Raw genomic sequence first — 26,653 nt, 5'->3', positions numbered from 1 at the left:
GCCGGTTGGGGAGGCGGCGATCAGGTTTCCGGGGGCGGTCGCTGGCTGGCTGGCTGGCTGGCTGGACAGTCACTCCTCGAGCAGCTCCGCTGCAAGTCGTTCGACCTGGTCGGCGAGGGGACGCTGAGCGGGTTCGTGGCACGCGGCCGCGTCAGCGAGCCGTACGACGTCCGCCCGCCACCGGCCACTCGCCGAACCGCTGGCGCCGACGCGCTGCAGTCCGCGCTCCAGCAACCCAGCCGCCACATCGGGCTGCCCGCGCAACACCGCCTTGACGACCGCCACCGCATTGGCAAGTGCGCTGGCAGCGGGGGACCAATCCGGATCCCCGCCTGCCGCCGGAGAGCGCGTGCGCTCCACTCGCCCGCCGACCTCAGGCTTGGCGGACACGGCCATGACCTCCAGATCCAGTCGCCAGAACAGCGGCAGATCGCGAAAGGCGACGAACAACAGCCGGCGCTCCGATGACCGCTGCGCCTCGGGGTCGCTGCGCAGCGACGCGACCGCCGCCAGCGCCTCCAGGCAGGGGCCGACAGCAGCCACACACGCAACGAACTCCGCCTCCGGCACGGTCCAGGCAAGATCGATGTCGCTGTACGGATCCGCAGTGCCCCGGGCGAGCGAGCCACGCAAAACTGCCACCGAGCCGGGGCACTGCTCCGTGAGCGCTTGTTGCACCTGGCGGGCGAAGGCCGCTCGACGGGCAGGATCGAGGTTCATGGAGGGCGGAGTGGAGGGCATGGCGCCACACCTTAGGTCAGGACGAGGTGAGGCGGCCGGGCGAACGCAACACTCGCCACCATGACCACCGCCGAGGCAGCCAGAAGGATCGCTTCACCCGGCACGAACCGCGGGCTGTGGCCTCTGGAACGAGAGGAGTCCAGGAACGCGAGAGGTCCAGGAACGCGAGGGTCCAGGGACGAGATGTTGAGTTCCGCGTTCCGGATCTGCCCTTCGTACGAGTGAAGGCACCTTCGACACCCTGGCATTACTACGGAGAGCGAGCAACGATGAGGGTGTGACTCGCCATGGGGATGGCGAGGAACGAGGCCAATTCACGGGGGTGTGGGCCATGACCATGCAGATCAAGCAGATCAATCAGACGAACCACCTGACAGGAGTCGGCCAGGCGCCGCAGTCGATCCAGGCAGCCTGGATCGAGGCCGGCCGGTCGGGGCGCGTCACCCGAACCGCTGTGCTGGACAGACCAGAGCCACCTGCGTCGTCCTGCCCGCCCGATCCATTTGCCACGCCGGACGGACCGATCACGCCGGCCGAGACGAACCGCCCGGCTGAGCCGGCTGGAGTGAACCGGGCGTCTGGGGCGAACGGGACATCTGGACCGGCCGGGCAGTCCGGACCGACCGGGCAGTCCGAGAGTTCTCGACTCCCACCGCCTGGCGCACCTGCCCTGCCCGACCCGCCGGCTCCCTCAGGTCCCTCAGGTCCCTCAGGCGCCGCAGATCCCTCAGGTCCCTCAGATCACTCGGGCCCTCCATCTCCTCCGCCTGCCTCCGGTCTTTCGGCGCCGGCTGCTCTGCCGACTCCAACTACCCGTCGGACACCGGACGAGTGGGCCGCCCATCTACGCGAGTCAGTCCCCTCCGCTCAGACTGCTGCGCTCCTCGGAACCCTGGAGCCGAAACAGCTGTCGCCGCGCGGGCGAATCGACGCTCTGGCCGTCCTGGAGCGTCACGCTGCATGGTTCGCCGGCCGGCAGGTCCACCTGCTGGCAGACATCGCAGCGCACGCCGAGACGACCCTGCCGACCGGCGAACGCAACGTTGACGCCCACCTCCTGAACCACCCGGACTACGCAGCCGAAGAGGTGGCCTGCGCCCTGCGGATCAGTAATGCGACTGCGACCGAGCGACTCCAGATCGCGAGGGAACTGGCCGGTCGGCACACCAAGACACTCGACCTGCTCGAAGGCGGAGAGATCTGCTACATGCAGGCCAGAAACTTGGCCAACGCCTGCCGAGTCCTGGAACCGCAGGCCGCCGCACGCGTCGAGGCGGCCATGGCCACGAGGATGCCCACCCAGGCCACAGGCCAGAGCTCCCGCGCGTTGCGCCGTCAGGTGATCAAGGCAGATCCCGAGGGCTACCAGCGTCGGCTGGAGCTGCGGACGAAGGAGCGGGAGATCGTCCGCTATCCGCAGGACGACGGCATGATCACCTGGGGTGCCACGGTTCCGGCAGAGCTCGGTGCCCGCTTCGACCAGGCAGTCGACGCCCATGCCACCACCCTCGTCGTGGACGGCCGGACTCTGAGCCAGCGACGCGTAGACGCTCTTGCTGATCTCATCCTCAACCGGCCTGCCCTACAGGACGGTACGAGTGCACCCGACACTCCTGGCGGACAGAAAGCTCGCCGGAACCTCTCCGGTCGTCCCGCTGCCGCAAGCGCGCTCGTCCACGTGACGGTGCCCCTCGACGTGCTGATCGGAGCGAGCGAGTATCCGGCAGAGCTGAAGGGCTACGGTCCCATCACTGCCACTCAGGCCCGCACCATCGCCTTCGCCGAGGGGACGATCTGGCGTCGCTTGATCATCCATCCCGAAACGGGCCTGCTCATCAAAACCGACCCCACCACCTACCGCCCTACGGCAGAAGCCGAGCGGCACGTGATCGCCCGGGACCAGCAGTGCGCCTTCCCCTCCTGTCGGATGCCGGCACAGCGATGCGACCTCGACCACATCAAGGAGTTCGACCACGCCCATCCGGACTCAGGAGGGAAGACCATCCCGGAGAACCTGATCCCGATCTGCCGTCGCCATCACCTGATGAAGCACCGCGCGAACTGGACTGTCACCCGGGACTCGGTCACCGGCATCACCACCTGGGTCAGCCCGACCGGCCACGTCTACCTCAATACGCCCAGCAATTACGCTGAGTAGCAAGGGAGATGGAGCGGCAGGGCCAACAACCGCTCCCAGGGTGGTTCTACTCCACCCCAACCGATTCAAAGCGCCACCGGTGCACCGGCCGGGTGATCAACCCAGCGTCGGGTTCAGGAAGTTCGGGCAAGTCAGCGCCGTACGAAGCGTCCCACCAGGTGAGCACCAGCACTCGGTCCTGAGGGGCACGCAGAAACTCGCGGCGCAGGGGGCCCGGGCCGCCTGCGCCATCCGCAGGCTCCCTGAGAGCCTCCGTCTGCATCTGCGCCTGCCTCCGAGCCCACTCCAGCAACTGAGCGCCCTGGCCCTCGACCGCCCGTGCCTCCCACATCAGCGCGACGGTCATGAGTAGAGGTTGTCCTTGCTGACTTCGTGGACGTGGTCATGATCGTGTCCGTGAGCACCGCCACCACCGTGCCCGGCCCCCGCCTCCTGGACCCGTGCGGCCCCGGGCACATGCGGGTCCGTCACCGGCAACGACGAGTCCGCAGACAGGTCCCAATCCGATGGTGTCCTGTTCCGTGCGACCATTTCCGCACCGAGTGCCGCCACCATCGCGCCGTTGTCGGTGCACAGCCCGGGGCGCGGCACGCGCAGCCGGATACCGGCCCGTTCGCAACGCTCCTGGGCGAGTGCGCGCAGCCTGGAGTTGGCGGCGACACCACCGCCGATCATCAGGTGGTCGACGCCCTCGTCCTTGCACGCCCGGACCGCCTTGCGCGTGAGCACGTCGACGACCGCCTCCTGGAACGACGCAGCCACGTCGCGCAGCGGAAGCTCCTCGCCTGCCGCCCTCTTCGCCTCGACCCAGCGCGCCACGGATGTCTTGAGCCCCGAGAAGGAGAAGTCGTATGCCGCGTCACGCGACCCCGTCAGCCCGCGCGGGAACGCGATCGCCTTCGGATCTCCCTCCCTTGCCAGCCGGTCGATGACCGGACCGCCCGGGAAGCCGAGGTTCAACACCCGCGCGATCTTGTCGAAGGCCTCGCCGGCCGCGTCATCGATCGTCGCGCCCAGGGGCCGGACGTCCGAGGTGATGTCAGGTGCCAGCAGCAGCGACGAATGCCCGCCCGATACGAGCAGCGCCATGGTCGGCTCGGGCAGCGGCCCATGCTCCAGCTGATCCACACAGATGTGCGAGGCCAGATGGTTGACCCCGTACAAGGGCTTGCCCAGGGCGTAGGCGTACGCCTTCGCCGCCGATACGCCGACCAGCAACGCCCCCGCAAGACCGGGTCCCGCCGTCACGGCGATGCCATCGAGGTCCCGTGCGGCAATCCCGGCATCACGCAGCGCACGCTCAATGGTCGGAACCATCGCCTCCAGGTGCGCCCGCGAAGCGATCTCAGGGACGACTCCGCCGAAGCGGGCGTGCGTATCGACGCTCGATGCGACCGCGTCGGCGAGCAGCGTCGTCCCGCGCACGATGCCGACTCCTGTCTCGTCGCAGGAGGTCTCGATGCCGAGTACGAGAGGTTCGTCAGCCATGGATCTCTGTTCCTTGTGCGAGGCCCATTTCCGGGCGCAGTTCGAGGCGCATGACAAGCGCGTCCACATTGCCCGGCTGGTAGTAGCCCCGGCGGAAACCGATGGGCTCGAAGCCGAAGCGTTCGTAGAGTTTCTGGGCACGGATGTTGTCGACGCGTACTTCGAGGAGGAGCTCGGCGCACTCGAAGGCGGTGGCGTGCTTGAGGAGATCGCTCAGGAGCTCTGCGCCGAGCCCGGTGCCCCACTGGTCCCGGGCCGAGGCGATGGTCTGGACGTCGCCCATGCCGCCGACGGCCGCGAGGCCCGCGTAGCCGACGATCCGGTCGGCGGTCTCCGCGACCACATAACGGCGGGTCGCAGCCGGCCCGCGCGCGTGGGCCAGCTCGGACCAGAACATGCCCTCGGACCAGGCATCGTCAGGGAAGAGCTCATGTTCGAGCTCCAGCACGGGCGGGATGTCCCACCAGCGCATCTCGCGCAGTACGGCCGTCACTGTGGGGTGACCACCTTGTAGTTCTTGGGTACCTGGGCGTCAGGGCGTCGCAGATAGAGCGGTGTGACCGGAAGAAAGCCCTCGGCGCTGACCGTGCCCGAGCCGGGCCCGTCCGAACCGACTCCCTCCGCGCTCGACCGATCGGCGCTGTGCCCGTCCGCGCCGGTTCGGTCAGCACCGCTACGGCCCGCGCCGAGTCCCCCGGCGCTGCCTGCCCGCGCCAGCTTCTCGGCAGCCAGCGAAGCGAGAGCCCCGGCCGATACGTGCTCCGGAGCTCGCGCGTCGCGGAAGGTGTCCGGGTAGAGCAGCGCACCGGCCCCGACCGCGGGCACTCCCGCGACCTGTGCGGCAATATCCGCCGGCCGGTCCACGGCAGGCTCTCCGAGCCGGGTACGGGGCCCGTCGTACCGAGCCCAGTAGACCTCCTTGCGCCGCGCGTCCGTCGCGACGACGAAGGGCCCTTCGAGCCCGGAGGCGTAAGCCAGGCCGTCCAGCGTGCACAGCCCGTACACGGGCACGCCCAGCACCGAACCGAACGTGGCGGCCGTCACCAGCCCGACGCGCAGCCCGGTGTAAGGTCCCGGGCCGACGCCCACGACGATGCCCGTGACGGCGTCAAGTTTCAGCCCCGCTTCGGCGAGGACATGGTCGACGGCGGGCAGCAGCAGTTCCCCATGGCGGCGGGCGTCGGTCCGACTGGACTCGGCGACCACGGATGTTCCGTCGTGGAGGGCGGCTGTGACGGCGGGCGTGGCGGTATCAACGGCGAGCAGGAGCACACAAACAGCCTACGGCTCCTGCGACGGGGGCACGGCGCCCCGTCCCGTCAGTCCGCTGCTGCTAACGTCACCGAGAATTCGTAAGTACGAGAAATAGGGAGCCTCAGGTGTCAAGGAGCAGCTCGGGAATCGTGGCCGGGCTCACCGGGGCGGCCCTTGCCGTGGTCGGCTTCCTCGCCTACCAGGCGTCGGCGAACGCTCCTGCCGACCTCGCGGCCCCCAAGCCCTCGTCGTCCGCGTCCTCCCCGGCCGGCCCGTCGGGCAGCCCGACGAAGCCGTCGAAGCAGGACGGCCGCACGCTGCCACCGCACTCCGGGACGGGCTCGCGGGTCGTGTACTCGCTCAAATTGAAGCGGGTGTGGCTGGTGAGCGCAGCGGGAGCCAGCGCGCGGACCTTCGAGGTGATGCCGAGCGTGGTGAACCCGCGGCCGGGCTCCTACCAGGTGACTTCGCGCACAGGCAGCACGGTCGGCTCGGACGGTGTGCCGGTCGAGCACGTGGTGCGGTTCGCGAGCATCAACGGTGTGACGGTCGGGTTCAGCGCCGCGACGGACAACTCGATGCCCAGCCCCGACCCGCAGCAGAAGACCGGCGGGATCCGGATGAAGCGCGCGGACGGCAACGCCATGTGGCCGCTCGCGACCTACGGCACGAAGATCGTCGTCGTGCCGTAGGCGCTCCGGCTCCCCGACTCTCCGGCTCCCCGACTCCCGGTGCGACTGCCGCACGGTCCCGGATCGCCCCGGACTGTCTCGGGTTCCTGCAGCGCGGCGGTGCGTGCCTCCGCACCCGTCAACAGCGCCCGACCGAATCCCCCCGGTCCCGGACCCCGCTGTCGTGAACCCGCCCTCACCCGAAGCTGCTGTCACGAACACCCGCATGCGCACCACCGTCATGCACACCACCGTCATGCACACCATCGCCGTGCAGCCATCTGCGCATCTGCGCATCTGCGTCGCACAACGCGGGCCCACCGCACCCGGCCACCCCGACAGGCGCGTCTCACGACCACGATCATCCGCGGTCCGGCAGCCGTCGGCCAACGTGTAGCCGTACGGATCCGGCCGCCGCGTAACCCGTACGGATTACGCGGCGTCGCGCTCTTCCTCAGGCTCCCCGGTGACAGCGGCGGGCTCCGGCTCGGGCGCGCGCGGTGGTGTGGATACGGCGTTCGCCGCCTCGCAAGAGGCGAGCAGGTCGCGCATCGACATGGGGGACGGCGACTGCGCTTCGGTCTCCGATGCGGACAAAGTTGCCTCCTCGGTCAGGCATGGTTAGGTAGACCTAACCAGGTCTTGGTATCCATGTGACCACGCCCGGTGGGATCTGTGCAACACCTTGCCGACGGCTTGTCGGAAAGTACGGGGGTGAATTGCGGAAGCGCACCCTGAGCCCGAGCCGGCGCGCGCACCTCTCACCCCGCTGAGGCCTCCCCACAATCCCTTCAGCTCTCCCCAGCGCCCCTGCTCTCCCCGCTGTCTCCGCTGTCCCCGCTGCTCCGGCTGTCCCCGGCCTCCCCGGCCGAACGCAATCCGCCGAGCCCCGGAGAATCGTCGAGCCCCCCGGTCCCAAGCCCTTCGGGCCTCCCAGCCCCTTCAAAACCTTCATCCGCTTCAAAACCATCGAGCCCGCGCCCCGGCCGCAGCCCCTCCCCCGCCCAGCGCGCCCCGACTCCGCTGACCGTCACCACCCGGCGGTCGTCGTCCGTGTCGCCGACACCTCGCTCGATGACCACCCTGAGCCGGTCGTCCGACAGGTCCTCGACCTTCCCGTCCCCCCACTCGACCACGATCACCGAGTCGGGCAGTGAGACGTCCAGATCGAGGTCCTCCATCTCGTCCAGCCCGCCGCCCAGGCGGTACGCGTCCACATGCACCAGCGCAGGACCGGCGCCGAGCGGCGGATGGACACGGGCGATGACGAAGGTCGGGGACGTGACCGCCCCGCGGACACCGAGACCCTCGCCCAGGCCGCGGGTGAGGGTGGTCTTGCCCGCGCCCAGTTCACCGGTGAGCATCACCAGGTCGCCGGGGCGCAGCAGCGCGGCGAGGCTGCGGCCCAACTCCTTCATGCGGTCGGGGGAGTCGATGGTCAGTCGGGTGGCGAATGCGGCGGACGTGTCAGCTGCCGGGCTGTGCGGGGCTTCCATACAGCCCAACGTTAGCGGCTGCCCGTAGCGCACCCACCCTCACCAGCAGCTCCGCCAGCCGCCCGGTCACGGCCTCCGGGTGTTCGAGCATGACCAGGTGCCCGGCGTCGGGAACGATGACCAGTTCGGCCGCGGGCAGCAGATCGGCGATGATCTGGCTGTGGGCGCTCGGTGTCACCAGGTCGTTCTCCCCGGCCAGGACGAGCGCGGGCACCTCGGCGAAGACCGTGGCCAGTGCGTCGGCCTTGTCGTGGTCGGTGAAAGCCGGGTAGAACTCCGCGACCACGTCGATGGGTGTCCCCTCGATCAGTCGCTCCGCGAACCGGGCCACCCCCGGGTCGACGTCCTTCGAGCCGAACGAGTACCGCTTGACGAGCCCGGCGAAGAGGTCGGCCGTGGCGCGCCGGCCGCGCTCCACCAGCTCCGTCTGGGACCCGAGGGCCTTCAGTACGCCGGGCAGCACCCGTCGCACCGCGTTCACACCCGCCACCGGCAGCCCGAAACTGACCTCGCCGAGCTTCCCGCAGGAGGTGCCGACGAACGCCGCGCCGACCACACGGTCTCTGACCAGATCGGGGAACTGGTCGCCCAGCGCCATCATCGTCATCCCGCCCATCGAGTGCCCCACCAGCACCAGCGGCCCCTCCGGCGCCGCGGCGTCGATGACCGCCTTCAGGTCGCGGCCCAGCTGGTCGATGGTGAGCGGCGCGCCCTCGGCCTGGGCTCTGCCGCGCTCGGACCGGCCGTGGCTGCGCTGGTCCCAGTGGACGGTACGGACGACGCCGCGCAGGGCCGCGCGCTGGAAGTGCCATGAATCCTGGCTGAGGCAGTAGCCGTGCGAGAAGACGGCCGTGACCGGCTGGACCGCCCCGCGCCCCCGCCCGGAGTCCCGTCCGGAGTCCCCTCCAGGCCTCCTGCCGCCGCCCCGTGCCCCCTTGGACCGCGGTGTACCGGAGCCGGCCTCGTGGGACTCGTCTGCTTCGGCCCCGTCGACCCCGTAAGCGCCGGCCGCCTCGCCGCCCTCGCCGCCCTCATCGATCTCGTAGTGGATCCCGGTGCCGTCGTCGGCGGTCGCCCGGCCCGGCGTGCCGCGCAGTGAGCCGTACGGCCCCGATGCGTCGAGGGCGAGCCGCGCCTTCTTGCGCATGCCGCGGCCGACCGTGAGCCGCTCGACCGCCACACCCGCCGCCGCACCGGCAGCGAGCACACCGATCGCGGCGCCGGCGAAGCCACTGGCCCTGCGCCAGTTGGCGCCCGCCGCGGCGGCCTGGGCCACATTCGCGCTGGTGCTCTCGCTCACCGTGCCGCTCTCCTACTGCTCGTCCGGTCCCTCGTTCACGTACACACGGTCCACTCGCGCCCCGATGCGGGTGACGATCTCGTACGCGATCGTGTCCGCGGCCCGGGCCCAGTCCTCCGCTGTCGGCTCGCCCCGGTCACCAGGACCGAACAGCACCGCCTCCGCACCCGGAGGGAGTTCGTCCCCTTCCAGGTCCACGACGAACTGGTCCATGGCGATCCGTCCTGCGACCCGCCGCCATCTGCCGCCGACCAGCACAGGACCCTTACCCGAGGCGTGGCGCGGGACACCGTCCGCGTACCCGAGGGGGACCAGGCCGAGAGTGGTCTCGGACGGGGTGACGTAGTGGTGGCCGTAGCTGACGCCGTGACCCGCCGGTACGTGCTTGACCAGGCCCAGGCGGGCGCTGAGCGTCATGACGGGGCGCAGGCCGAAGTCGGCGGCGCTGCCGAGCTGCGGTACGGGCGAGATGCCGTAGATCGCCACGCCGGGGCGGACGAGGTCGTACTGCGCTTCGGGCAGCGTGAGCACGGCGGGCGAGTTGGCGATGTGCCGGACCTCGGGGCTGAGTCCTGCCTTCTCCGCGTACGCGATGGCCTCGTCGAACCGGTCCTTCTGGGCGGCGATGGACGGATGGCCGGGTTCGTCGGCGCACGCGAAGTGCGACCAGACGCCGGTGACGACGGCCAGGCCCTCGGCCTCCGCGGCGACCGCGGCGCCGACGAGTCCGGGCCAGTCGGCGGGCTGGCATCCGCCGCGGCCGAGTCCGGTGTCGGCCTTGAGCTGGATACGGGCCGTGCGGCCGCTCGCCCGCGCCGCGGCCCGTACCTCATCCAGCGCCCACAGGGCACCCACGGACACGTCGATGTCGGCCTCGATGGCTTCCCGCCACGGCCCGCCGGGCGTCCACAGCCAGCAGAGCAGCCGGCCCCGGACGCCCGCTGCGCGCAGCGTCAGAGCCTCCTGCGGAGTCGCGGTACCCAGCCAGTCGGCTCCGGCCGCGAGTGCCGCCCTGGCGCAGGGCAGCAGACCGTGCCCGTACGCGTCCGCCTTGACCACAGCCATGAGCTGGGCACGGGGCGCGCGGGCGCGCAGCGCGCGCACATTGGCGCGCAGCGCGCCGAGATCGATCTCGGCGCGCGCTCGCATGGATACCCCGGTCATCGTCGCTGGACCCCGGTCATCTACGTGCCTCAGTCATCTGTCCGTCCCCGTCATCGCGACCCAGTCTCTCAGAGCACGGGGGGCGGCTCCTCGCAGAGCGCGGGCTCAGCTCCTCGCAGAGCACAGGGCCGGCTACGGGCCCGGGCTCCGGACCAGCCCGTCCTGGTCCGTCCTGTCCTGCCCCTCCCCCTCCCCCTGTCCCTGTCCCTGTCCCTGTCCCTGCCCCTGCCCCTGCCCCTGCCCCTGCCCCTGCCCCTGCCCCTGCCCCAGGCGCGGGTGGCCGGACGGCCGGACGGCCGGGCACCCGGCGAGCTCACTCGCAGACATCCCGCCAGGCCCCCGCGATCGCGCCCGCCACGTCCTGGGCGACCACAGCGGCCCCGCCGGAGGCCCTGCGGGCCGCCAGGCCGTGCAGGTGCGCCGCGACGGAGCCCGCGTCGCGGGCCTCCAGCCCTGCCGCGAGCAGTGAGCCCGCCAGGCCGGACAGCACATCGCCACTGCCCGCCGTGGCCAGCCAGGGCGTGCCGGTCGGGTTCACCCGGACCGGCGTGTCACCCGAAGGGGCGGCCACGAGGGTGGTCGAGCCCTTGAGCAGGACCGTCGCCCCGTAACGCGACGCCAGCGCCCGCACCGACGCGAGCCGCGCCCCCTCGACCTCCTCGCGTGACACGTCCAGCAGCGCGGCGGCCTCGCCCGCGTGCGGGGTCAGCAGCGTGGGCGCCGACCGGCCCCGTACGGCCGACGCGTCCAGCGCCCGCAACCCGTCGGCGTCCACCAGGACCGGCACGTCGGACGCCAGGATCTCCTCGACCACCGAGGTGTCGTCCCCGAGGCCGGGCCCCACGACCCACGCCTGCACCCGGCCCGCCTTCGACGGCGGACCGGCGTGCACCAGCGTCTCCGGGAACCGTTCGATCACCGCGTCGGCCGCAGGCCCGACGTACCGCACCGCGCCGGCCCCGCCGTGCAGCGCGCCCGCCACGGCCAGCACGGCCGCGCCCGGGTACCGCGCCGACCCTGCGACGATGCCGACGACACCCCGGCGGTACTTGTCGCTCTCCGCCGACGGCACCGGCAGCAGTTCCGCCACATCCGCGTACTGGAGGGACTCCAGGTCCGGTACGACGGGCAGGTCGAGCCCGATGTCCACGAGCCGCAGGGCCCCGGCGTACTCGGCCGCCGGGTCGATGAGCAGCGCCGGCTTGTACGCACCGAACGTCACGGTCGCATCCGCCCGTACGGCCTCGCCGACGACCTCGCCCGTGTCCGCGGACACCCCGCTCGGCAGGTCCACTGCGACCACCGGCACCGCGTCGGACACCGCCCAGAGCGCGGCCACCGCGTCGGGCCGCAGCCCGCCCCGGCCGCCGATACCGGTGATCCCGTCGACGACCAGGTCGGCCCGGCCGATCACCGACACGTCGTCGACCCGGCCGCCGGCCGCCAGCAGCGCCCGCAGACCGCCCGGGTGGGCCCGGTCGGGCGCGAGCAGCACCGCCGCCACCCCTGCGCCCCGCCGGGCGAGCCGGGCGCCCGCGTACAGGGCGTCTCCCCCGTTGTCCCCGCTCCCGACGAGCAGGACGACCCGGGCGCCGTACACCTTCCCCAGCAGATCCGCGCAGGCCGCGGCGAGCCCGGCGGCGGCCCGTTGCATCAGGGCGCCCTCCGGCAGTCGCGCCATGAGTTCACGCTCGGCGGTCCGTACGGTCTCCACGCTGTAAGCAGTACGCATGCCTCAACCTTCCCCTCTCGTCCCTCCGCTGTCGCCCCGCCGCTCCCGGCCGGGCCCCAGCCCATCCCCTGCCCGAATCCCAGCCCCAGCCCCAGCCCCATCGTCCGGCTCGGAGCAGACTCACCGCCACGGCTGACACGGGGCCGCCCCGGACACCGGCCCACCTCGGACACCAGCCCCTCCCGGACACCGACCCGTCCCGGACACCAGCCCCTCCCGGACACCGACCCGTCCCGAACAAGGCCCATCCGGGCCGGCCCGGACCGCTCCGCCCCCGGCGCGGCCCCCCGGCCCCGTCCCACCCCTTGCCCCTCACCCCTCGGCGATCACGACGGCCGAAGCCACCCCCGCGTCATGGCTGAGTGAGACATGCCACGACCGCACGCCCAGCTCGGCAGCGCGCGCCGCCACCGTGCCGGTCACCCGGAGCCGGGGGCGCCCGCCGTCCTCCACGTAGACCTCGGCGTCCGTCCAGCGCAGCCCGCGGGGCGCACCGAGCGCTTTGGCCAGGGCTTCCTTGGCCGCGAACCGGGCGGCCAGCGACGCGATACCCCGCCGCCCGCCTCCCGGGAGCAGCAACTCGTCCGGTACGAAAAGCCGCTGGGCCATCTCGGGTGTCCGCTCCAGCGCGGCGGCGAACCGTTCGATCTCGGCCACGTCGATCCCGACCCCGACAATCACCCGGCCACCCCCGGCCCCACCAGCGCGCGGACACGCGTCCGTTCCGACCGCACTCCTGCTCCCCTTCCCGCCACCCCAGCCCCAGCTCCAGCCACCACAGCCCCGGACACCACAGCCACCACCTCGGTGACAGCCACAATCCCAGCGGCGGTCCCAGCGGCGGTCCCAGCCCCAGCCACGATCCCCACGGCCGGTCCGGCCGGTCCGGCCATTCCGGCCATTCCGGCCATGACTCCCGCCGTCACTCGACCGTCACCGACTTGGCGAGGTTCCGCGGCTGGTCGACGTCGTTGCCCCGCGCGGTCGCCAGCTCGCAGGCGAACACCTGGAGCGGAACCACCGCGACCAGCGGCTGCAGCAGCGTGGGCGTGGCCGGGATCCGGATCAGATGGTCGGCGTACGGCACGACCGCCTCGTCCCCCTCCTCCGCGATGACGATCGTCCGCGCACCGCGCGCCCTGATCTCCTGGATGTTCGACACCATCTTCCCGTGCAGCACCGACCGCCCACGCGGCGAGGGCACGACGACGACCACCGGCAGGTCATCCTCGATCAGCGCGATGGGGCCGTGTTTCAGCTCACCGGCGGCGAATCCCTCCGCATGCATGTAGGCGAGCTCCTTCAGCTTGAGCGCGCCCTCCAGCGCCACCGGATATCCGACATACCGGCCCAGGAACAGCACGGTGTCCTTACCGGCCAGCGACCGGGCCAGCTCCCTCACCGGCTGCATGGTCTCCAGCACCCGGTCGACCTGGCAGGAGATGTCGGACAGCTCGCGGATGACGGCCCGGATCTCGTCCGCCCACTTCGTCCCGCGCACCTGGCCGAGATAGAGCGCGACGAGATAGCAGGCCACCAGCTGCGTCAGGAAGGCCTTGGTCGACGCGACGGCCACCTCGGGCCCGGCGTGCGTGTAGAGCACCGCGTCCGATTCCCTCGGGATGGTCGACCCGTTGGTGTTGCAGATGGCCAGCACCTTGGCCCCCTGTTCGCGGGCATGGCGCAGCGCCATCAGGGTGTCCATGGTCTCGCCGGACTGCGAGATGGCGATCACCAGCGTCTGGCGGTCGAGGATCGGGTCCCGGTAGCGGAATTCGCTGGCGAGCTCGGTCTCACAGGGAATCCGCGTCCAGTGCTCGATGGCGTACTTGGCGATCATCCCCGCGTGGAAGGCGGTCCCGCAGGCGACGATGACGACCTTGTCGACCTCGCGCAGCACCGCGGCGGGAATCCGGACCTCGTCGAGCGTGAGCAGCCCTCCGGCGTCGATACGCCCCAGCAGCGTGTCGGCGACCGCCTTCGGCTGCTCGGCGATCTCCTTGAGCATGAAGTAGTCGTAGCCCCCCTTCTCCGCCGCGGACGCGTCCCAGTCGACGTGGTACGACCGGACGTCGGCCGGCGCCCCGTCGAAGTCGGTGACGAGGACGCCGTCCCGCCGGAGCTCCACCACCTGGTCCTGTCCCAGCTCGATCGCGGAGCGCGTATGGGCGATGAACGCGGCCACGTCCGACGCGAGAAAGGCCTCGCCCTCCCCGACGCCCACCACCAGCGGTGAGTTCCGCCGGGCGCCGACCACCACATCCGGCTCGTCGGCGTGCACCGCGACCAGGGTGAACGCCCCGTCCAGCCGCCGGCACACCTGCCGCATGGCCTCAGCCAGGTCACCGCACGAGGAGTAGGCCTCGGCCAGCAGATGGGCCGTCACCTCCGTGTCGGTATCGGACGTCAAGTCGTGGCCGCGCTCCGCCAGTTCGTCCCGGAGGGCGGCGAAGTTCTCGATGATCCCGTTGTGCACGACGGACACCCGGCCCGCGTTGTCCAGATGCGGGTGCGCGTTCTCGTCGTTGGGCGCCCCGTGCGTGGCCCAGCGGGTGTGGCCGATGCCCGTCGCCCCGGCAGGCAAGGGCCGCTCGATGAGTTCCTTCTCCAGGTTGGCGAGCTTCCCTGCCTTCTTCGCAGCCGCCAGTCCGCCGTCGGCAAGCACAGCCACTCCGGCCGAGTCATAGCCGCGGTACTCCAGCCGCTTGAGACCCGCGATGACAACATCCAGCGCCGACTGCCCGCCGACGTACCCCACGATTCCGCACATCCCGGCAGCCTACGGCGGAGCCGCCCGAAGAGCCCGCAACGGCCGGTCTGCCGGAACGCTGCCGGTCCCGGGTGACATACCCCACCCGCCGCCGGCGTCACACAGCCGCCACAATGAACGGGTGATCTCTCCGGTCTCCCCACCGCCGCGGAGCGCCCACCGGCCCAGGCCGGAGGCGACTCCCTACGTCGACCTCACCCGTACCGAGTGGAGCGCTCTGCGGGAGAAGACTCCCCTTCCGCTCACCGCCGGGGAGGTCGAACAGCTCCGCGGGCTCGGGGACGTCATAGACCTCGACGAGGTGCGGGACATCTACCTGCCGCTGTCGCGGCTGCTCAACCTGTATGTGCAGGCGTCGGACGGGCTGCGCGGGGCGCTCAACACCTTTCTCGGCGACGCGGGCAACGGCCACGGCACGCAGCACGGCACACCCTTCGTCATAGGCGTCGCGGGGAGTGTCGCGGTGGGCAAGTCCACTGTCGCCCGGCTCCTCCAGGCGCTGCTCGCCCGCTGGCCGGAGCACCCCCGTGTCGAGCTGGTCACCACGGACGGCTTCCTCTACCCGATGGCGGAGCTGAAGCGGCGCGGGCTCACCGGCCGCAAGGGCTTTCCCGAGTCGTACGACCGCCGTGCCCTGACCCGGTTCGTCGCCGATGTGAAGTCGGGCAGGGCCGAGGTCACCGCCCCGGTCTACTCGCACCTGATCTACGACATCGTGCCGGACGGGCGGCTGACCGTGCGCCGCCCGGACATCCTCATCGTCGAGGGTCTGAACGTCCTGCAGCCCGCACTGCCCGGCAGCGACGGCCGGACCCGGGTCGGGCTCGCCGACTACTTCGACTTCTCCGTGTACGTGGACGCGCGCGCCGAGGACATCGAGACCTGGTATCTCAACCGCTTCAGGAAGCTGCGCGCGACCGCGTTCCAGGACCCGTCCTCGTACTTCAGGAAGTACACGCAGGTCTCCGAGGAGGAGGCGCTGGAGTACGCGCGCACGATGTGGCGGACCATCAACCACCCGAACCTGGTGGAGAATGTGGCGCCCACCCGGAGCCGGGCGACGCTCGTCGTGCGCAAGGGCCCCGACCACAAGGTCCAGCGTCTCTCCCTGCGCAAGCTCTGAACCCGCGGGCGCGCCCGGGCGCCGCCGTACGCACGACGCCCGCCCGCAGGATCACGGGCGGGCGGGGGCCGTACGGCCGGGAGCTGTGCAGCGCGACCGCCGGGCGGCCGGGCCCGCGGGGCAGGCAGGCCTATCCGAGTGCGGACTTCACCACGTCGGCCAGGCGGGCCGCGACGGTCCGTGCCTGGTCGATGTCGGCGGCCTCGACCATGACCCGCACCAGCGGCTCGGTGCCCGAGGGGCGCAGCAGTACGCGGCCGGTCGAGCCGAGCTCGCTCTCGGCCTCGTTGACCGCGGCCCGCAGCTCCGCCGATGTGGCCACCCGGGACCTGTCGACGTCCGGCACGTTGACCAGGACCTGCGGCAGCCGCACCATCACTCCGGCGAGGTCGGCCAGCGTGCGGCCGGTGGCGGCGACGCGGGCGGCCAGCATCAGTCCGGTGAGGGTGCCGTCGCCGGTCGTCGCGTGGTCCAGGACGATGACGTGGCCGGACTGCTCGCCGCCCAGTGCGTAGCCGTGCTCCTTCATCGCCTCCAGGACGTAGCGGTCGCCGACCGCCGTCTGGACCAGTGCGATGCCTTCGCGCTCCATGGCCATCTTGAAGCCGAGGTTGGACATCACGGTGCCCACCACGGTGTTGCCGCGCAGTGTGCCCGCCTCCCGCATGGCGAGGGCCAGGACGGCGAGGATCTGGTCGCCGTCGACCTCGTCGCCGGACGCGTCCACGGCGAGGCAGCGGTCGGCGTCGCCGTCGTGCGCGATACCGAAGTCCGCGCCGTGTTCGACCACGGCGGCCTTGATCAGCTCCAGGTGGGTCGAGCCGCAGCCGTCGTTGATGTTCAGCCCGTCGGGCTCGGCGCCCAGGGTGATGACCTCGGCCCCGGCACGGGTGAACGCCTCGGGCGACACGCGGGATGCCGCGCCGTGCGCCTCGTCGAGGACGACCTTCAGCCCGTCGAGCCGGTTGGGCAGGACACCGATGAGATGGGCGACGTACTGGTCGAAGCCCTGGTCGTACGTGCGGACCCGGCCCACGCCCGCGCCCGTCGGACGCTCCCACGGCTCGCCGGTGCGGTGCTGGTCGTAGACCGTTTCGACGCGGTCCTCCAGCTCGTCGGCGAGTTTGTGGCCGCCGCGGGCGAAGAACTTGATGCCGTTGTCGGGCATGGCGTTGTGGCTGGCGGACAGCATGACGCCGAAGTCGGCGCCGAGCGCACCGGTGAGGTATGCCACCGCGGGGGTGGGCAGCACGCCGACGCGCAGGACGTCCACGCCCGCGCTCGCGAGGCCGGCGACGACAGCGGCCTCCAGGAACTCTCCGGACGCCCGCGGGTCGCGCCCGACCACTGCCTTCGGCCGATGGCCCTCGAATGTGCCCGCTTCCGCGAGCACGTGCGCCGCTGCGACCGAGAGGCCGAGCGCGAGCTCCGCCGTCAGGTCCACGTTGGCGACACCGCGCACACCGTCCGTGCCGAAGAGTCGTCCCACTGCTGTCCTCCGAAAGAAGCTCCGAGAAAATCCGAATACGCAGGTCTCTGAGCGCTGTGAACGTCTTTATCCGTTATACGCCGGAGGACCCGATAAACGAACGCCCCGGCAGCACAGAAGGTGCCGCCGGGGCGAAACGTACAAACAGGGTCGTGCATGCGCAGCCCTGCAAGCCGTATTTAGCGCTTGCTGTACTGCGGGGCCTTGCGGGCCTTCTTGAGACCGGCCTTCTTGCGCTCGACCGCACGGTCGTCGCGGGAGAGGAAGCCGGCCTTCTTCAGCGTGGCGCGGTTGTTGTCCACGTCCGCCTCGTTCAGCGAGCGGGCCACGCCGAGGCGCAGGGCGCCGGCCTGACCGGACACGCCGCCACCCGAGATGCGGGCGACAACGTCGTAGCGGTTGTCGAGCTCGAGCACCTTGAAGGGCTCGTTGACTTCCTGCTGGTGCACCTTGTTGGGGAAGTAGTCCTCAAGGGTGCGACCGTTGATCTTCCACTTGCCGGTGCCCGGAACGATCCGGACGCGGGCGATGGCGTTCTTGCGACGACCCAGGCCGGCGGCCGGCTGCGGGTCGCCGAAGCGGCCTGCGAGCGACTCGCTGGTGTACTCACCCTCGACGGGGACCTCGGACTCGAAGGTGGTCACCTCGGCGAAGGTCTCTTCGCCCTCGGTGCCCGCCACGTCGTCGGTGGGGGTCTCTGCAGTGGTCTCGGCCACGATTCTCCTCAGATCTTTCTGTACGTCTTAGGGGGTGGCCGGAACTACTGCGCGACCTGGGTGATCTCGAACGGGACGGGCTGCTGGGCAGCGTGCGGGTGCTGGTCTCCCGCGTAGATCTTCAGCTTCGAGAGCACCTGACGGCCCAGGGTGTTCTTGGGGATCATGCCCTTGATGGCCTTCTCGACGGCCTTCTCGGGGCTCTTCGCCAGAAGCTCGTCGTAGCGGACGGAACGCAGACCACCCGGGAAACCGGAGTGGCGGTACGCCATCTTCTGAGTCTTCTTGTTGCCGGAGAGGTGAACCTTCTCGGCGTTGATGATGATGACGAAGTCACCCATGTCCATGTGCGGGGCGTAGATCGCCTTGTGCTTGCCCCGCAGGAGGGTGGCGGCGGTCGTCGCCAGACGGCCCAGGACGATGTCCTGCGCGTCGATGATGTGCCACTGGCGAGTGACATCGCCGGGCTTGGGGCTGTACGTACGCACTTCGTAGCCTTCGCTTCTTCAGTGGATGGGGTCCAGACACACGGCACCCCTGAAGCGATCGTGCAGCTGGGGCTCACAAGGCCGGGACACCGCCCGTATGCGAGTCACTGGTAACTGCTCCAGGGAACCTACGTAAGGGCCCTTCGCGTGAGAACGACGAAGCCAATACGTATAACAATCGCCGAGAGTACCCGCGCTCCCCCACCCGGGTCAAAACGCCTCAGCACCATGCCAGGACCGCTCACCCGGCACGCCCCGGGGCAGGCGCGCGCGACGCGGAAGCCACCGTCCGGGCGGCCGCCGGCCGGCTGTTCACCACCGGACAGACCCACCCGTCCACGGAGCCCGCCGGGGCCTCCCCCGCTGCCGTCAGGCGCGCACGAGGAGCGCCCGGTCGTCGCAGGCCAGGGCCTTGACCGTCGGTACCGGCCGGGTCACCGGGCGCGCTCCACGCGCCGCTCGTCCCACACCGGCTCCGCCGTCTCCCGTACGACACCGTCCGAGCCGAAGACCAGATACCGGTCGAAGGACTTTGCGAACCAGCGGTCGTGGGTGACCGCGACCACCGTCCCCTCGTACGCCTCAAGACCCTCCTGGAGCGCCTCGGCCGACTCCAGGTCCAGGTTGTCCGTCGGCTCGTCCAGGAGCAGCGCGGTGGTGCCGGCCAGCTCCAGGAGCAGGATCTGGAAGCGCGCCTGCTGGCCGCCCGAGAGCCGCTCGAAGAGCTGGTCCCCCTGGCGCTCCATCTCGTACCGGCGCAGCACGCCCATCGCCGCCCCACGGTCCCTGGCGTGCTGCGTCCACAGGATGTCGACGAGGGTGCGGCCCAGCAGCTCGGGGTGCGCGTGGGTCTGGGCGAAGTGGCCGGCCAAGACGCGGGCGCCGAGCTTCCACTGCCCGGTGTGGGCGACGGAGCCGCCGGCCAGCAGCCGCAGGAAGTGGGACTTGCCCGACCCGTTGGAGCCGAGCACCGCGACTCGCTCGCCGTAGAAGATCTCCAGCGAGAAGGGCTTCATCAGCCCGGTCAGCTCAAGATTCTCGCAGGTCAGAGCACGCACACCGGTACGGCCGCCGCGCAGCCGCATCCGGATCTCCTGCTCGCGCGGCGGCTCCGGCGGCGGCCCCGCATCCTCGAACTTCTGGAAGCGCGTCTGCATGGCGTGGTAGCGCGACGCCATGTCGGGGCTGCTGGCCGCCTGGTTGCGCAGCCGCAGCATCAGGGCCTTCAGCCGGGCGTGCTCCTCCTCCCAGCGCCGCTTGAGCTCCTCGAACCTCGCGAAGCGCTCCCTGCGGGCCTCGTGGTACGTGCCGAACCCGCCGCCGTGCACCCAGACGTCCGAGCCCGCGGGGCCGGGCTCCACGCTCACGATCTTCTCGGCCGCCCTCGACAGCAGTTCCCTGTCGTGCGAGACGAAGAGCACCGTCTTCCGGGTCTCCTTCAGCCGCTCCTCCAGCCAGCGCTTGCCCGGCACGTCGAGGTAGTTGTCCGGCTCGTCGAGCAGCAGCACCTCGTCGGGCCCCCGCAGCAGCGCTTCCAGGACCAGCCGCTTCTGCTCGCCCCCGGAGAGCGTCCGCACCTCACGGAACTGGGCCTTGTCGTACGGGACACCGAGCGCCGCCATGGTGCACATGTCCCAGACGGTCTCGGCCTCGTACCCCTGGACCTCCGCCCAGTCGCTCAGGGCCTGCGCGTACGTCATCTGCGCGGACTCGTCGTCGACCGTCATGATCAGGTGCTCGGCGGCGTCCACGGCGCGGGCCGCTTCGCGGATCCGCGGCTGCGCGACGGAGACCAGCAGGTCCCGGACCGTTCGCTCGTCCCGGACCGAGCCGACGAACTGCCGCATCACCCCGAGACCGCCGCTCACCGAGACCGTCCCGCCGTGCGGCTGGATCTCCCCCGCGATCAGCCGCAGCAAGGTGGTCTTGCCCGCACCGTTGGCGCCGACCAGCGCCACGACCGCGCCGTCGCCCACCCGGAACGAGGCATCACCGAGCAGCACCCGCCCATCCGGCAAGTAGTACTCAAGATGACCCGCTTCAAGATGTCCCATGCAACGGATTGTCGCCCACCGCCACCCCCGCGGGGCAACCGCATTCCGGTGCCCCTGGGGCTTGCGGTCGTACGAAGCGGATTAGTATGCGCGCCATGAGCTTCGGGCAAGGGGGGCCCTCCTGGGGGCCGGGGGATTCGCAGCGGGACAACAACACCGACGGCCAGTGGCAGGCTCCGGACGGGCGGACGCCCGGCAGCGCCGGAGGGGCGCCCGACTGGGCGGCGATGGCCGAGGAGAGTGCCGCCCGCGGCCGGCGCAGGAAACTGCTGCTCATCGGCGGCGGGGTGGTGGCGACCGCCGTGGTGGGGGCGCTCGTGGCGGCCGTGGTCGTGGCGGCGGGCAACGGCTCCGGCACGTCCGGCAAGGACCTCCCCTCCCCCGAGGCGCTGCCGAGCAAGAGCGGCGAGGCTCTGCCGTCCTTCACTCCGAAGGCCCCGGCCCCGCCGCCCGACCCGAAGGACTTCGTCTCCAGCTCGAAGAAGGACACGGCGCCGCTCAGCGCCGCCACCCTCTTCCCCGGCGCGAGGATCGCGGTCGGTGACCACACGTACGCGAAGGCAGCCACCTACCGCACCACGGCCTGCGCCTCCGTGACCCAGGGCGCACTCGGCTCGGTGCTGGTCGACAACGGCTGCGGGCAGGTCATCCGGGCGACGTTCAGCACGGGGGGCATCGCGGTCACCATCGGTGTCGCGGTCTTCGACACCGAGGCGCAGGCCCGGAAGGCGATGAAGCAGTCGGCCGGCGGCATCGCCTCGCTCAACGGCGCGGGTGTCCCCACCTTCTGCCGCAACGGCTCGGTCTGCCGCAGGACCGCCAACGCCTATGGCCGGTATGCCTACTTCACGGTCGGCGGTTTCACCAGTGGCAAGAACGTCACCCAGTCCGACGCGGACGTCTTCACGGCGGGCGACGACGTGGCGGAGTTCACCTTCCGCCGGATAGTGGCACGCGGCCAGGCCCAGGCATCGGCTGCGGCCAACGCACCGGCGAGCTGACCCGCGCGCTGCCCCACATGGTCTCCCCGTGAGCCCGCCAGTACCGGGCCCGTGCGGCAGCAGGTCCGGCGGGCTCACGGGCCGGGCTCAGCGGCCGGCGCCGCCCCGGTGGCGCAGCCGCAGCCGCAGCGGCAGCAGCGCGGACTCCAGCTGTGTGGCCAGGTCCATCTTCGACACGCCGTCCGCGCGCTCCTCGAAGCGGATCGGGATCTCCACACCGTTGTAGCCGTGCCGTACGGCCAGGAACTTCAGCTCCACCTGGAAGCTGTACCCGGCGCTCCCCAGCGTCGTCAGATCGACCGCGCGGAGCGTCCCCGCCCGCCACAGGTTGAACCCCGCGGTGATGTCGCGGATCCGGGTGTCCAGGAGGGTGCGCGCGTACTGGTTGGCGAGGCGGGACAGCAGCTTGCGGTGGAGGCCCCAGTCCTCGTCCAGCGAGCCGCCGTCGACGTACCGGCTGCCGACGACGAAGCCCGCGTCGGTCGAAAGGGCCGTTCCCAGCAGCTGGGGCACCACATGCGCGGGGTGGCTGCCGTCGGCATCCATCTGGACGACGTACTCGGCCCCCTCGTCGAGCGCCGCCAGCATCCCTGCCGCGTAGGCGCGCCCCAGACCGTCCTTCTCCGTACGGTGCAGCACGGTCATCCGGGGCCGCGCTCCGCCGGCCGACGGCGCGTTGTAGCCGGCGGCCAGTTCCTCCGCCAGCCGGCCGGTGCCGTCGGGGCTCGCGTCGTCGACCACCTTCAGCTGGAGGCCGGGGAGCGGGAGCGCCATCACGGCCTCCGCGGTGCGCGGCAGGCTGACGGCCTCGTTGTACGTCGGCATCACCACGGTCAGCGGCAGCACGCCCCACTCCTGGGGGATCTGCCCGGTCGCGGAGGGCTGGGGCATGGGATCTCCGGCGGAGGGCTGGGGCATGGGATCTCCGTACGTCGGCGATGTGCGCTTACCGGCGGGCCGCGCGGCGGCGCCGCATCAGCAGCAGCCGGCCCCCGGCAGCGTCCGCATATTACGTGCCTCACGGCTCCTGGCCGCCAGCAACTCGTCGGCCGGGTAGCCCACTTCCTCCAGCGTCAGCCCATGTGGCCGCACCACGCGCACGGAGGAGTCGCGCACGGCCACGGCGAGCACCTTTCCCGGCCACTCCACCGGGCGGTGTCCGTCGCCCACCGAGAGCAGCGCGCCCACCAGCGACCGCACCATGTTGTGGCAGAAGGCGTCGGCTCGCACGGTCCCGGTGATGATTCCGTCGGGGCCGCGCTCCCAGACCAGCTGCTGGAGGGTGCGGATCGTCGTCGCCCCCTCGCGTTTCTTGCAGTACGCGGCGAAGTCGTGCTCCCCGATGAGGGCCTGCGACGCCGTGTTCATCGCCGCCAGGTCGAGCTCCCGGTCGTGCCAGAGGACGTGCCCGCGCAGCAGCGGGTCGACCCCGCCGGGCCGGTCGCTCACGCGGTACGCGTACCGGCGCCAGATCGCCGAGAACCGGGCGTTGAAGCCGGGCGGCGCCTCGGCCACCCGCAGTACCCGGACGTCCTGGGGCAGCCGCCCGGAGAGCCGCCGCAGCAGCATCTCCCTGTGCTCCTCCCATACCTCCCGGGGGAGGTCGACCTGAGCGACCTGGCCGCGCGCGTGCACCCCGGCGTCCGTGCGTCCGGCGACCGTCAGGTCGTACGTCCTGGCCGAACGGGTCACCGTACGGATGGCGGACTCCAACTCCCCCTGTACGGTGCGTCGTTCGTTCTGCTTCGCCCAGCCGGAGAAGTCCTTGCCGTCATACGCAAGGTCCAGCCGCACCCGTACCGCACCGGGCTCCACCTCGTCACTCACCAGCGCATCCTCTCAGCCTCACGCGCACCACCACACCGCACCGATCCGTACACATCACACCGCCCGCACCGCACCGCACCGCACAAGAAGAACGGGCCCGCACCGCCCCGGAGGGTGATACGAGCCCGTTCAGCTGTCTTCAGAACGCTCAGGCGTCCTTGGACTCCGCCTCGACCGGCTTGGCGTCCTCGACGACCTCGGCCGGAGCCTCGGTCTTCGGGGCAGCGTCCTTAGCGGAACGCTTGGTCGCGGCCTCGGCCTCACCGGTGGCCTCCTGGGCCACGGTCAGCGCCTCGACCAGCTCGATGACCGCCATCGGGGCGTTGTCGCCACGACGGTTGCCGATCTTGGTGATGCGGGTGTAGCCACCGGGGCGGTTCTCGTACCGGGGGGCGATCTCGGTGAAGAGCGTGTGGACGACGCCCTTGTCCGTGATCGACTGCAGCACGAGGCGACGGTTGTGGATGTCGCCCTTCTTCGCCTTGGTGATGAAACGCTCCGCGACCGGACGCAGGCGGCGAGCCTTGGCCTCGGTCGTGGTGATGCGGCCGTGCTCGAACAGCGACTTCGCGAGGTTCGCGAGAAGCAGACGCTCGTGCGCGGCGCTGCCGCCCAGACGGGCACCCTTGGCGGGCTGAGGCATGGTGTTTCTCCTTGTGATCTGCACCGGCCGTATCAGGTACCGGTGTCAGTTACCGACGAGCTGCTGCCCGCCGGAAGTCCACGGTCGTGGCCCCGGAGCCCGGGGCCACGACCGGAGGCGTGTCAGTACTGCTCGGTCTCCACGAAACCGGCGTCCGCGTCGTCGTCGGCGCCGAAGGCGTCGGCGGCGGCGGTCGGGTCGAATCCGGGCGGGCTGTCCTTGAGCGCGAGGCCCATACCGGCCAGCTTCGCCTTGACCTCGTCGATCGACTTCGCACCGAAGTTGCGGATGTCGAGCAGGTCGGCCTCGGACCGCGCCACGAGCTCACCCACGGAGTGGATGCCCTCGCGCTTGAGGCAGTTGTACGAGCGGACCGTGAGCTCAAGCTCCTCGATCGGCAGGGCGAGATCGGCGGCGAGCGCGGCGTCCGTCGGCGACGGGCCCATGTCGATGCCCTCGGCGTCGATGTTGAGCTCGCGGGCCAGACCGAACAGCTCGACCAGGGTCTTGCCGGCCGACGCCATGGCGTCACGGGGGCGCATGGCCTGCTTGGTCTCGACGTCGACGATCAGCTTGTCGAAGTCGGTGCGCTGCTCGACACGGGTCGCCTCGACCTTGTACGTGACCTTCAGCACCGGGGAGTAGATGGAGTCGACCGGGATACGGCCGATCTCCTGGCCCAGCTGCTTGTTCTGCACGGCGGAGACGTAGCCGCGGCCGCGCTCGACGGTCAGCTCCATCTCCAGCTTGCCCTTGCCGTTCAGCGTGGCGAGGACCAGGTCGGGGTTGTGCACCTCGACACCGGCCGGCGGGGCGATGTCGGCGGCGGTGACCAGGCCGGGGCCCTGCTTGCGCAGGTACATCACGACCGGCTCGTCGTGCTCCGAGGAGACGACCAGCTGCTTGATGTTGAGGATGAGGTCGGTCACGTCCTCCTTGACGCCCGGCACGGTGGTGAACTCGTGCAGGACACCGTCGACGCGGATGCTGGTGACAGCGGCGCCGGGGATGGAGGAGAGGAGGGTACGGCGGAGCGAGTTGCCGAGGGTGTAGCCGAAGCCCGGCTCCAGCGGCTCGATCACGAACCGCGAGCGGTACTCGTCGACGACCTCTTCGGTCAGCGACGGACGCTGAGCGATAAGCATGCGGTGATCCTTCAGTCGTGGGCGCCCACTATTTGACGCCCCCAAGGTCCTGCTGGTGCCACGGCCCCGCCGGTGAGCGGTACCGCGGCCACGTGAACAAACACGTGCGGCACGTACTACAAGAGTACGAGTCCTACAAGGGTACGGGCGGTACGCCGAGAAGTGGCCGTACCGCCCGCGTAACCCTGTGGAACAGTCCGACGCCGAAGCGTCAGACGCGACGCCGCTTCGGGGGGCGGCAGCCGTTGTGCGGGGTGGGGGTGACGTCCTGGATCGAACCGACCTCAAGGCCCGTGGCCTGGAGGGAGCGGATCGCGGTCTCGCGGCCGGAGCCGGGACCCTTGACGAAGACGTCAACCTTGCGCATGCCGTGCTCCTGCGCGCGACGGGCGGCCGACTCGGCGGCCATCTGCGCGGCGAAGGGGGTGGACTTGCGCGAGCCCTTGAAGCCGACGTGGCCGGCGGAGGCCCAGGAGATCACGTTGCCCGAGGGGTCCGTGATCGAGACGATCGTGTTGTTGAACGTGCTCTTGATGTGGGCATGCCCATGAGCGACGTTCTTCTTTTCCTTGCGGCGCACCTTCTTGGTAGCACCCTGACGGCCCTTAGGAGGCATGTCTTACTCCCGGTGGAGTGGAGGTGATCGGTCCTACAGCGAAGACCGCTGAACAGCGTCCCTAGCTGAGGACTACTTCTTGCCCGGCTTCTTCTTACCGGCGATCGCGCGACGCGGGCCCTTGCGGGTACGAGCGTTCGTGCTGGTGCGCTGGCCGTGGACCGGAAGCCCACGACGGTGGCGCAGACCCTGGTAGCAGCCGATCTCGACCTTGCGGCGGATGTCGGCCTGGATCTCGCGGCGGAGGTCACCCTCGGTGCGGAGGTTGGCGTCCACGTACTCGCGGATCTTGACCAGGTCCTCTTCGGCCAGGTCACGAACGCGGGTGTTGGGGTCAACACCGGTGGCGGCCAGGGCCTCCTTGGACCGGGTGCGCCCGATGCCGAAGACGTAGGTGAGGGCAACCTCCACGCGCTTTTCGCGCGGGATGTCAACACCTGAAACGCGTGCCATTCAATGGCTCCTGTTGATATCGGGGGTCTTCCGCAGAGCCTTTCCCAGACGAAAGTGCCTACCGATGCGTAGGCACTATTCCGGGTCCCCGGCCCCCGCCGGAGGTGTCGCCCGCTGTGTCAGCTGGGCGGGCCCTGCGTATGTACGTATTTACGTGCGTCGCGCGAAGAACTGCGAGGTGCAGGTCGTGCGTCAGCCCTGGCGCTGCTTGTGGCGCAGGTTGTCGCAGATGACCATGACCCGACCGTGACGGCGGATCACCTTGCACTTGTCGCAGATCTTCTTGACGCTCGGCTTGACCTTCATGGGATGTCAGGTTCTCCG

Annotated in this window: 26 protein-coding genes and 1 pseudogene; 4 read left to right on the top strand and 23 right to left on the bottom strand. The window is 70.6% G+C overall.

Going from position 1 to position 26,653, the window contains the following annotated elements; genetic code table 11:
• Positions 1 to 69: 69 nt before the first annotated feature.
• Positions 70 to 720 carry a nucleotidyltransferase domain-containing protein gene (locus OG917_RS21035; RefSeq protein ID WP_328319139.1) on the bottom strand — a complete coding sequence of 217 codons (651 nt, stop codon included), beginning with the start codon at positions 718 to 720 and terminating at the stop codon, positions 70 to 72.
• A 1,108-nt stretch (positions 721 to 1,828) separates the two neighbouring features.
• Here OG917_RS21035 and OG917_RS21030 point away from each other — a divergent pair.
• Positions 1,829 to 2,899, top strand: coding sequence for an HNH endonuclease signature motif containing protein (locus OG917_RS21030; protein ID WP_328319138.1), 1,071 nt, complete (start codon positions 1,829 to 1,831; stop codon positions 2,897 to 2,899).
• Between the two features lie 46 nt (positions 2,900 to 2,945).
• Here OG917_RS21030 and OG917_RS21025 read toward each other — a convergent pair whose 3' ends face one another.
• The 4 genes from OG917_RS21025 to tsaB are packed head-to-tail and all read right to left on the bottom strand — an operon-like array spanning position 2,946 to position 5,659.
• Positions 2,946 to 3,245, bottom strand: coding sequence for a hypothetical protein (locus OG917_RS21025; RefSeq protein WP_328319137.1), 300 nt, complete (start codon positions 3,243 to 3,245; stop codon positions 2,946 to 2,948).
• Positions 3,242 to 4,387: a tRNA (adenosine(37)-N6)-threonylcarbamoyltransferase complex transferase subunit TsaD gene (tsaD, locus tag OG917_RS21020; RefSeq protein ID WP_328319136.1), complete on the bottom strand. Its 1,146-nt coding sequence runs from the start codon at positions 4,385 to 4,387 to the stop codon at positions 3,242 to 3,244. The genes OG917_RS21025 and tsaD overlap by 4 nt, the downstream gene beginning before the upstream one ends.
• A complete protein-coding gene (rimI, locus tag OG917_RS21015; RefSeq protein WP_328322057.1) occupies positions 4,380 to 4,859 on the bottom strand; it encodes a ribosomal protein S18-alanine N-acetyltransferase in 480 nt (159 codons plus the stop codon). The genes tsaD and rimI overlap by 8 nt, the downstream gene beginning before the upstream one ends.
• A gap of 17 nt (positions 4,860 to 4,876) precedes the next feature.
• Positions 4,877 to 5,659, bottom strand: coding sequence for a tRNA (adenosine(37)-N6)-threonylcarbamoyltransferase complex dimerization subunit type 1 TsaB (tsaB, locus tag OG917_RS21010; RefSeq protein ID WP_328319135.1), 783 nt, complete (start codon positions 5,657 to 5,659; stop codon positions 4,877 to 4,879).
• A gap of 131 nt (positions 5,660 to 5,790) precedes the next feature.
• Between tsaB and OG917_RS21005 the strand changes: the two genes are divergently transcribed.
• The gene (locus tag OG917_RS21005) at positions 5,791 to 6,333 is read left to right on the top strand and encodes a hypothetical protein (protein WP_328322055.1); all 543 of its coding nucleotides are present in this window, start codon (positions 5,791 to 5,793) and stop codon (positions 6,331 to 6,333) included.
• 411 nt (positions 6,334 to 6,744) lie between these two features.
• On the opposite strand, the gene OG917_RS21000 is transcribed toward OG917_RS21005, so the two are convergent.
• The 7 genes and pseudogenes from OG917_RS21000 to glmS form a co-directional block, all read right to left on the bottom strand.
• Positions 6,745 to 6,909 carry a hypothetical protein gene (locus OG917_RS21000; RefSeq protein ID WP_328322313.1) on the bottom strand — a complete coding sequence of 55 codons (165 nt, stop codon included), beginning with the start codon at positions 6,907 to 6,909 and terminating at the stop codon, positions 6,745 to 6,747.
• Positions 6,910 to 7,301: 392 nt separating this feature from the next.
• Positions 7,302 to 7,808 (bottom strand): annotated as a pseudogene (gene tsaE / locus OG917_RS20995) (tRNA (adenosine(37)-N6)-threonylcarbamoyltransferase complex ATPase subunit type 1 TsaE); the annotation flags it as partial.
• Complete coding sequence (locus OG917_RS20990; protein WP_328319134.1) at positions 7,780 to 9,108, bottom strand: alpha/beta fold hydrolase; 1,329 nt, start codon at positions 9,106 to 9,108, stop codon at positions 7,780 to 7,782. The pseudogene tsaE and the gene OG917_RS20990, both read right to left, overlap by 29 nt.
• A gap of 12 nt (positions 9,109 to 9,120) precedes the next feature.
• Complete coding sequence (gene alr, locus OG917_RS20985) at positions 9,121 to 10,257, bottom strand: alanine racemase (RefSeq protein ID WP_328319133.1); 1,137 nt, start codon at positions 10,255 to 10,257, stop codon at positions 9,121 to 9,123.
• Positions 10,258 to 10,585: 328 nt separating this feature from the next.
• Positions 10,586 to 12,004, bottom strand: a complete 1,419-nt coding sequence (locus tag OG917_RS20980) for an NAD(P)H-hydrate dehydratase (protein ID WP_328319132.1) — start codon at positions 12,002 to 12,004, stop codon at positions 10,586 to 10,588.
• A gap of 312 nt (positions 12,005 to 12,316) precedes the next feature.
• Positions 12,317 to 12,685, bottom strand: a complete 369-nt coding sequence (locus OG917_RS20975) for a holo-ACP synthase (protein ID WP_328319131.1) — start codon at positions 12,683 to 12,685, stop codon at positions 12,317 to 12,319.
• A gap of 241 nt (positions 12,686 to 12,926) precedes the next feature.
• A complete protein-coding gene (gene glmS / locus OG917_RS20970; RefSeq protein ID WP_328319130.1) occupies positions 12,927 to 14,774 on the bottom strand; it encodes a glutamine--fructose-6-phosphate transaminase (isomerizing) in 1,848 nt (615 codons plus the stop codon).
• Positions 14,775 to 14,895: 121 nt separating this feature from the next.
• On the opposite strand from glmS, the gene coaA reads away from it, so the two are divergent.
• Positions 14,896 to 15,897, top strand: coding sequence for a type I pantothenate kinase (gene coaA / locus OG917_RS20965; protein ID WP_328319129.1), 1,002 nt, complete (start codon positions 14,896 to 14,898; stop codon positions 15,895 to 15,897).
• Between the two features lie 130 nt (positions 15,898 to 16,027).
• On the opposite strand, the gene glmM is transcribed toward coaA, so the two are convergent.
• From glmM to OG917_RS20945, 4 genes are all read right to left on the bottom strand, one after another.
• On the bottom strand, positions 16,028 to 17,386 hold the full coding sequence (gene glmM / locus OG917_RS20960) for a phosphoglucosamine mutase (protein ID WP_328319128.1): 1,359 nt from the start codon (positions 17,384 to 17,386) through the stop codon (positions 16,028 to 16,030).
• A gap of 179 nt (positions 17,387 to 17,565) precedes the next feature.
• Positions 17,566 to 18,102, bottom strand: coding sequence for a 30S ribosomal protein S9 (gene rpsI / locus OG917_RS20955; RefSeq protein ID WP_443058997.1), 537 nt, complete (start codon positions 18,100 to 18,102; stop codon positions 17,566 to 17,568).
• 44 nt (positions 18,103 to 18,146) lie between these two features.
• On the bottom strand, positions 18,147 to 18,590 hold the full coding sequence (gene rplM, locus OG917_RS20950) for a 50S ribosomal protein L13 (RefSeq protein WP_328319127.1): 444 nt from the start codon (positions 18,588 to 18,590) through the stop codon (positions 18,147 to 18,149).
• A gap of 434 nt (positions 18,591 to 19,024) precedes the next feature.
• Positions 19,025 to 20,644, bottom strand: a complete 1,620-nt coding sequence (locus tag OG917_RS20945; protein WP_328319126.1) for an ABC-F family ATP-binding cassette domain-containing protein — start codon at positions 20,642 to 20,644, stop codon at positions 19,025 to 19,027.
• A 95-nt stretch (positions 20,645 to 20,739) separates the two neighbouring features.
• Here OG917_RS20945 and OG917_RS20940 point away from each other — a divergent pair, with 95 nt between their 5' ends.
• Complete coding sequence (locus OG917_RS20940; protein WP_328319125.1) at positions 20,740 to 21,645, top strand: hypothetical protein; 906 nt, start codon at positions 20,740 to 20,742, stop codon at positions 21,643 to 21,645.
• An 87-nt stretch (positions 21,646 to 21,732) separates the two neighbouring features.
• On the opposite strand, the gene OG917_RS20935 is transcribed toward OG917_RS20940, so the two are convergent.
• The 7 genes from OG917_RS20935 to rpmJ form a co-directional block, all read right to left on the bottom strand.
• On the bottom strand, positions 21,733 to 22,536 hold the full coding sequence (locus OG917_RS20935) for a polyprenol monophosphomannose synthase (RefSeq protein WP_328319124.1): 804 nt from the start codon (positions 22,534 to 22,536) through the stop codon (positions 21,733 to 21,735).
• 84 nt (positions 22,537 to 22,620) lie between these two features.
• Complete coding sequence (truA, locus tag OG917_RS20930; RefSeq protein ID WP_328319123.1) at positions 22,621 to 23,472, bottom strand: tRNA pseudouridine(38-40) synthase TruA; 852 nt, start codon at positions 23,470 to 23,472, stop codon at positions 22,621 to 22,623.
• Positions 23,473 to 23,620: 148 nt separating this feature from the next.
• Complete coding sequence (rplQ, locus tag OG917_RS20925; RefSeq protein ID WP_328319122.1) at positions 23,621 to 24,115, bottom strand: 50S ribosomal protein L17; 495 nt, start codon at positions 24,113 to 24,115, stop codon at positions 23,621 to 23,623.
• A 122-nt stretch (positions 24,116 to 24,237) separates the two neighbouring features.
• Complete coding sequence (locus OG917_RS20920; protein WP_164264460.1) at positions 24,238 to 25,260, bottom strand: DNA-directed RNA polymerase subunit alpha; 1,023 nt, start codon at positions 25,258 to 25,260, stop codon at positions 24,238 to 24,240.
• A 211-nt stretch (positions 25,261 to 25,471) separates the two neighbouring features.
• Positions 25,472 to 25,876 carry a 30S ribosomal protein S11 gene (gene rpsK / locus OG917_RS20915; RefSeq protein WP_125496499.1) on the bottom strand — a complete coding sequence of 135 codons (405 nt, stop codon included), beginning with the start codon at positions 25,874 to 25,876 and terminating at the stop codon, positions 25,472 to 25,474.
• 72 nt (positions 25,877 to 25,948) lie between these two features.
• On the bottom strand, positions 25,949 to 26,329 hold the full coding sequence (rpsM, locus tag OG917_RS20910; protein WP_164264459.1) for a 30S ribosomal protein S13: 381 nt from the start codon (positions 26,327 to 26,329) through the stop codon (positions 25,949 to 25,951).
• Between the two features lie 192 nt (positions 26,330 to 26,521).
• Complete coding sequence (gene rpmJ, locus OG917_RS20905) at positions 26,522 to 26,635, bottom strand: 50S ribosomal protein L36 (protein WP_003956441.1); 114 nt, start codon at positions 26,633 to 26,635, stop codon at positions 26,522 to 26,524.
• Positions 26,636 to 26,653 lie beyond the last annotated feature (18 nt).

The organism is Streptomyces sp. NBC_00388 (assembly GCF_036061255.1).
GTDB lineage: Bacteria > Actinomycetota > Actinomycetes > Streptomycetales > Streptomycetaceae > Streptomyces.
This window is presented reverse-complemented; position numbering and strand designations above follow the sequence as displayed.